Origin of the sequence: Paracoccus halophilus, assembly GCF_000763905.1 — a bacterium.
GTDB classification, from domain to species: domain Bacteria; phylum Pseudomonadota; class Alphaproteobacteria; order Rhodobacterales; family Rhodobacteraceae; genus Paracoccus; species Paracoccus halophilus.
In genome coordinates this window covers 1-5647 of sequence record NZ_JRKN01000066.1, presented here as the reverse complement: position 1 = coordinate 5647, position 5647 = coordinate 1, and the positions used below count along the sequence as shown (strand labels likewise).

The 5647-nt window shown below is 57.2% G+C and carries 6 protein-coding genes; 3 read left to right on the top strand and 3 right to left on the bottom strand.

The window, feature by feature from the left end; all coding sequences use genetic code 11:
• Window positions 1-210: 210 nt before the first annotated feature.
• The 3 genes from IT41_RS21100 to IT41_RS18835 form a co-directional block, all read right to left on the bottom strand.
• Complete coding sequence (locus tag IT41_RS21100; RefSeq protein WP_139221805.1) at window positions 211-642, bottom strand: helix-turn-helix domain-containing protein; 432 nt, start codon at window positions 640-642, stop codon at window positions 211-213.
• A 97-nt stretch (window positions 643-739) separates the two neighbouring features.
• The gene (locus IT41_RS18840) at window positions 740-1750 is read right to left on the bottom strand and encodes a replication initiator protein A (protein WP_036744239.1); all 1011 of its coding nucleotides are present in this window, start codon (window positions 1748-1750) and stop codon (window positions 740-742) included.
• A 257-nt stretch (window positions 1751-2007) separates the two neighbouring features.
• On the bottom strand, window positions 2008-3309 hold the full coding sequence (locus IT41_RS18835) for a hypothetical protein (protein WP_036744238.1): 1302 nt from the start codon (window positions 3307-3309) through the stop codon (window positions 2008-2010).
• A 303-nt stretch (window positions 3310-3612) separates the two neighbouring features.
• Here IT41_RS18835 and IT41_RS18830 point away from each other — a divergent pair, with 303 nt between their 5' ends.
• The 3 genes from IT41_RS18830 to IT41_RS18820 all read left to right on the top strand — a co-directional run bounded on the left by IT41_RS18830 (window position 3613) and on the right by IT41_RS18820 (window position 5523).
• Window positions 3613-3876, top strand: a complete 264-nt coding sequence (locus IT41_RS18830) for a BrnT family toxin (RefSeq protein WP_036744236.1) — start codon at window positions 3613-3615, stop codon at window positions 3874-3876.
• A complete protein-coding gene (brnA, locus tag IT41_RS18825; protein WP_036744234.1) occupies window positions 3863-4078 on the top strand; it encodes a type II toxin-antitoxin system BrnA family antitoxin in 216 nt (71 codons plus the stop codon). Before IT41_RS18830 ends, brnA begins: the two co-directional genes overlap by 14 nt.
• A gap of 227 nt (window positions 4079-4305) precedes the next feature.
• Window positions 4306-5523: a helix-turn-helix domain-containing protein gene (locus tag IT41_RS18820; protein WP_036744231.1), complete on the top strand. Its 1218-nt coding sequence runs from the start codon at window positions 4306-4308 to the stop codon at window positions 5521-5523.
• Window positions 5524-5647: the final 124 nt, after the last annotated feature.

The window sequence follows — 5647 nt, the reverse complement described above, 5'->3', positions numbered from 1 at the left end:
GCCTCCAGCGACAACATCAGCGACAAGCTCGAGGAGAAAACCGCACAGTAACATCAACGAAGAACGCAGCGGTCAAAACCGGCCAATTTGGTTGTCGGTAGCGGCCAAGGAGGTTGACGCTCTACACCGCCCGGTCGATGCGCCGCAGGAAAGTCAGAAACTCCTTCGCCCGGTGGCGCGGCATGCACTCACCGATAGGCTGGGGCGGGGCTAGGAGCGGTGCCAAGGCCACCAAGAACTGCGCTTTGGGCTGTTGTCGGTCAGAAGCGCCGTCACGCGGGTTTCGGAGCTGTCCAGGCGCTTCCGTAGATCGTTGATCGTATCAGCCATCTGATCCTTCTGGGCTTCCAAGCCGTTGGCTCGCTCGCGGGCGACTGCCAATTCTTTTTCCAGCTCAAGAACACGGTCTATGTTGCTGCTTTCGGGGGTAAATTTCGCCTGTTGCGTATCGTTGCTTTGCGTGTGTTGCGCATCGCGTTGCGCAACAGTTGGCGGAAAAACCCGGTGCAACTCTGACGGATCGATCTCGTATGAGCCGCCATTGCCCTTACTAGCTGATATTTTTCCGCTTTTGATTGCCCTCTGGATTGTTGTCTTGTTCTTTCCGGTGGCCTTTGCGGCCTCTGATAGTGAATATTTCATGCCGGTGCGCCTCGTTGCTTTTGCCTGTTGCGCAGCAGGGTATCGCGTTGCGTGGCGCAACGCCAAGGAAACCTGATCGAGGCAGAGCTAGGCCCGGCTAACGCAAGCTATCCTGCTTTCTGCAATAGGCCACAAAAGCAGCGCCCGCGTTCTTCGGTGGGTTGCCCTTGGCTGCTTCGTTCTTGGCGAATGCCAGCCAGTCCGAGCGCAGGGCGTAGTAGTCCCGGCCCTTCTCCCTGGCGATGGTTCTCGCCTTGTCCTCGGCCCACCCCGGAAGCCTGATCTCGGGCAAGAGTTCGTTCTGCGGTGAGCGCGGGCGAAAGATCACCAGGTCTTCGGCGGTCAGTTCCATGCGATAGAACGGCGTGTGATCGTCCTCGATGATCTGGCGGATGTTCAGCCGGAACTTCTTCAGAGGAGCATTGCTGCCGGTCTTTTCCTGAAGCTTGGCGAGGCCGATCTGCCATTTAGGCTGGCCCCCACAATGCTTGCGGCCGATCTCGTAGAGGCGGCGTTCCAGCGGGCGGCGCAGGCGGAAATAGTCGTTCGAGATCGTTACGACCTCGTCGCCCTCGATCGCGCGCATCACCCAGTCGGACAGGATCACTTCGCAGTAGTCGAGCCGCCACTTGCCCTCTTCCTTCATGACGAACCCACTGCCCGATTCAAGCAGGCTGAAAAAGCGTGTTTCGCGCTTGTTTCCGGTCTGAATGTCGGTCTGGAAGGTTGTCCCGATGAGCCTCTGGAATGCCTGTTCCAAGCGCTGATACTCGATCCCGCCCGTTTTGCGGTTGGTGGTAATCATCAGCTCGCGGGCGCTGAAACGAACCCGCTTTCCGATCTTCTCGCCCCGGTTCTTGCGGTGCATGAGCTGGCTCACGCAGAAAATCAGGATGTCCTTGTCGAAGATCGTGGGCAGGCCGACCCCGGACGGCACGATTTTCAGCCGGTTGTCACCGCCGCGATATTCAAGGTGGCGCATATCTGGCTTGGTGGCGAGTGAGAACAGCGGATGCTCCATCGAGGCCATGTCGTCCTTCGGCACCACATCGGAGATGTCGAGGATGAAGAAGTCCTTCTGGGGGTGTCTGTCGGGGAGCAGTGGCATCCGTTCGCCTAGTTGAGTTCGTTATATCTGGAACCAGCTTCGGACAGGACGGGGCGGCTCGTCAAGTTCGTTATATCAGGACCCGGTTTCGAGGCAGAATCCATTCGTTAGTTTCGGAACCCAGATTCGTTAGTTTCGGAACCCAGATTCGTTAGTTTCGGAACTCTGTGGATATTTTATTGTTGATATGTCAGAATGTTACGACTTATTTTCAGGTCCGTAACTTACTCCGTAGGTAACTATACTAACACTAGGGTTCAAAGCCCGAAATCATGCCCACTGTCCCGAGTCCGGGACGGCCGTTCCTCGCCAATGTCCCGGCTGCTCTGCTCATCCAGCCCGTCCCGTTCGTGGTGAGGTTGGCTGTGCTGGGGAAGATCAAGACCCAAGTGGCGATTGTAGCGTTCTACCAGCTCCGGGGCTTCCTGTGGCGAAAGACGCTCCGGTTCGAGATGCCGTGCAGGATCATCGACCATGAGATTTTTGACGAAAGCTTCGGCCTGGGCATAGAACGCCCCACATTTGGCAATCACCGCGCCCAGATGCAGCCGGTCGGCAAGGGCAGGAAACCATTCCCGGCCTCTCTCGTGCCCGTCTGACCGTTTAAGATCATCCCAGCCCAGGCCGAAGCGGTAGGCCGCTTCTATGACCTGTTCAGCGCCCTTGCGAAAGGCCCGGATCAGCGGCCAGGGATCAGGCTTGTCCAGGGCGCTATCCATGATCCACTGTTCATCCCGTTCGCCTGGCGGGGGCTCATAGCCGCGTGGGTCCTCCCTGTGGCGGCTGATTTCGCCCCTGAGGAGCAGGTAGTCGCGCAACACGTCCGTATCCTCCCAGGACAGATCAACGGCCTGCAGGGCCTCTCTGAGGCTCTCTGCGGGCCTCTGGACGGCCTCACGGGCCTTGTCCATGACTGCCCCATAGGTTTCCGGCGACAGATGCTGGCGCTGCGTCAGCTCCTTGCGGGTGCCGCGGACAATTTCGCGATCCAGATGCGCTTGGCACCATTCGGCCCAGGAGGTCTGCAGGGCGGCGTATTCGTTCCGCTCGCCCGTGGCCACCTTCAACTCCCCTAGGGCCTTGTTGGTGGAGATCACCGGCTTGCTCCGGCTGTCCCGGACCGGAGACACCAGCACATCGACCACGGCCCCGCCCTTCTCGTCCAGATCGAGGCGGCTAGCGATCACAGACCCCGCACCGCCCCAACTCTCGGCCCATGCCTTGGCCTGGTCGAAAAGCTGCCGGTTGCGCGGATTGCCTGCGTCATGCAGCCCGCCGGCCTGTTCCACCCATTCCGGGGAGACCACGCAGATGGCCTGAAGGCAAAGCGGTGCGCCTTTTCGCTCTCCGGCCTTCAGCTCGGCCTTGTGTGCCTTGAAGGCGGCGAGATAGTCACGGGCATTCTCTGCCGCTTTCGCCCAGGCCAAACCAAAACCGGGTTCTGCCCCCTCACGCACTCGGGCCTTGCCGATCTCATCGTAACGCTGCGCATGAAGGGATGCCCCGCGCAACTGGGCGATGGTGGAGATCTTGTTGACGCGGATCGCAGCCTTGAACATGTGGAGAGAATAGCACCGAAGAGCAGAATTGTCATTTAAAATGACAACCCACTAGGCAATTCTCTTCGAGCCGCTCCGCTAATTGCCGTTGGGCCGGAGGCGCTGCGCCCTCCTGGACCTCCCGCCGGAAGCCGCCCAGGGGGCGGCTGCGCACCATCCTGCCTCTGCCATATGGGGGCCGGTCGGAATGGTGCGCGGAGCCAGCCCGGACCGGAGACCTCCGAATATCGGAGGGCCGGGATGGCGGCGGTGATCACGTAGACCCATGCTTGAAAATGAATAATTACTATACCATATTTGCGCATGGATTTTGAGTATGATCCCGCCAAAAGTGCCTCGAATCTGTCGAAGCATGGCATCGACTTCGACCAGGCGCAGGCCCTGTGGGGTGACCCGTGGATGCTCGAATCGCCCGCCAAGACCGAGGATGAACCGCGGTTCATCTCGATTGGGAAGATCGAGGGCAAGCACTGGGCGGCCGTCTGGACACCGCGAGGTGATGCGGTGCGGATCATCTCGGTGCGCCGCGCCCGAAAAGAGGAGATCAGCTACTATGAAGGCAACTGAGTTTGACAAGAAATTCGACGCCGGTGAGGACGTGAGCGATGCAATCGACTGGTCTCAGGCGCGGCGTCGGAACGATCAGCCCAAGCGTGTGAATGTAGATTTTCCCGCGTGGGTCGTGGAGGGCCTGGATAAGCAGGCTCGGCACCTGGGCGTGACGCGGCAATCGCTGATTAAGTTGTGGATTGCTGAGCGGCTTCAATAGGAGATCAGGCCGCGTGTGGACCCCCGCTGGCCTTCCTTGAGACCCTGATCGCGCTGATTCGGGCTGATGACTCATCGTCAAAAAAGAAAATGTCCCGAAAAATGTCTCATAAGTCCCTATTTCCTGGGAATTTGAGCGATTTTTGCCCAAAATTGGACAAAATAAGACATCTATTAATATAAAATTTTGTCAGCCAATGTTGCGGTGCAATCAGTGAGGAACACCCCATGGCCTTCAAAGCCGAACTGCTCAAAGCGAAACTCAAGGAAGCCGGAAAAACTCGGGCATTTCTCTCTGAGGTCACCGGCCGGACCGAACGAACTGTCAGCCGCTGGCTCAACAACGGCCCTCGTCCGAAGGACAAGGATCTTCAGAAAATAGCAGAGGCCCTAGGCTGCGATGCCCGCGAATTCGATCCGAGCTTTGCGCCCGAAAGCTCAGATAGCGTCCCTGTACATGCCCACGTCTCTGTTGCGGCACATAATGCCTTCGCAGTCATGAACCTCAGATACGGGGTCAGTCAGCGCGAAATCATTGAACTTGCCCCGGTTCTGTTTTCCATGGTGGCTGGGTATGCCATGTCGATTCCCCAGGATGACGAAGAGTTCGAGCGAGAAGCGCATCAACGCGGTCTGGGTTCTTCGAACTACTTAATCCAGCCAGGAGAAGATGGGCTGACCATCTCTGATTTGGACGAGAGAGCCATTCAAAGGAACAAATGCTTTGGCCTGCCTCCGCAGTCCGAATTTGGGTTCAGTTCTCGGAATTTCTTCTATGAGGCCATCAAGCGGCTCTCTCGCCAGATAGACGGTTATGTCGACACGCGGCACTTCGTTGAACCTGAGGCAGGCAAGGCTCCAACGGCGCTAGGTTTCATTCCTGATATCAATCTATTCAACAACATGACTGATGGCGATGTCGGACTACAGGATGGGCTACTGAGAGGACAGATCAGACTGTCTTCCCTGCTGGCTGGTCTAAAAGCCGGAAAATATAAAAACATCAATGACTTCAGAGAAGATCTCCGCCACAATCTTAAAAAGGAGAAGGAGGAGTTTCGAAAGCCGTTGTCGCACCAACGCGCAGTTGGCGAGGTGCAACGTAATGCTTGGCTGACCTTCTACGAAGAGCGTTATCCTGATCTTGCCCGCGAATATGATCAGCTCGTTGCAACCCATTGCCATGAAGAGGGCTGGTATCCGATTGAGTACAGCGACGAACAGAAAGAAAAGTTCTGGACAAAGCCCTATTTGGAAGAGCGTTTCATCATCGAAAGCAGTTTTCCGGAATTACAGCGGAGGCGAAAGGCCGGCCTATATGCGGACCCCATTATGGATCCTACCTATCGGCGGCTAAAAAAATTGGAGGATCATCGCACCAAGCTACGACATGAGTTCAATCCCGGTGATCCGGATCTTCCGAGAGTCCATGAGTTCGTTCTCTAACAGGCTGCTGAAAAAGGCCGGTCTCGACGCGGTTTTGAGAACATGATTCACTTCCGGCACGGCAGCGGTGGTGAGGGTGACGATGCGTGGGACGGACGAAGCGAGCGAGTCGCTGTTCAGCTAT

What these genes read in the sequence shown, in the direction of transcription:
- IT41_RS21100 (WP_139221805.1), bottom strand. Translation starts at nt 642, where the DNA reads ATGAAATATTCACTATCAGAGGCCGCAAAGGCCACCGGAAAGAACAAG.
- IT41_RS18835 (WP_036744238.1), bottom strand. Translation starts at nt 3,309, where the DNA reads ATGTTCAAGGCTGCGATCCGCGTCAACAAGATCTCCACCATCGCCCAG.
- IT41_RS18840 (WP_036744239.1), bottom strand. Translation starts at nt 1,750, where the DNA reads ATGCCACTGCTCCCCGACAGACACCCCCAGAAGGACTTCTTCATCCTC.
- brnA (WP_036744234.1), top strand. Translation starts at nt 3,863, where the DNA reads ATGAAGGCAACTGAGTTTGACAAGAAATTCGACGCCGGTGAGGACGTG.
- IT41_RS18820 (WP_036744231.1), top strand. Translation starts at nt 4,306, where the DNA reads ATGGCCTTCAAAGCCGAACTGCTCAAAGCGAAACTCAAGGAAGCCGGA.
- IT41_RS18830 (WP_036744236.1), top strand. Translation starts at nt 3,613, where the DNA reads ATGGATTTTGAGTATGATCCCGCCAAAAGTGCCTCGAATCTGTCGAAG.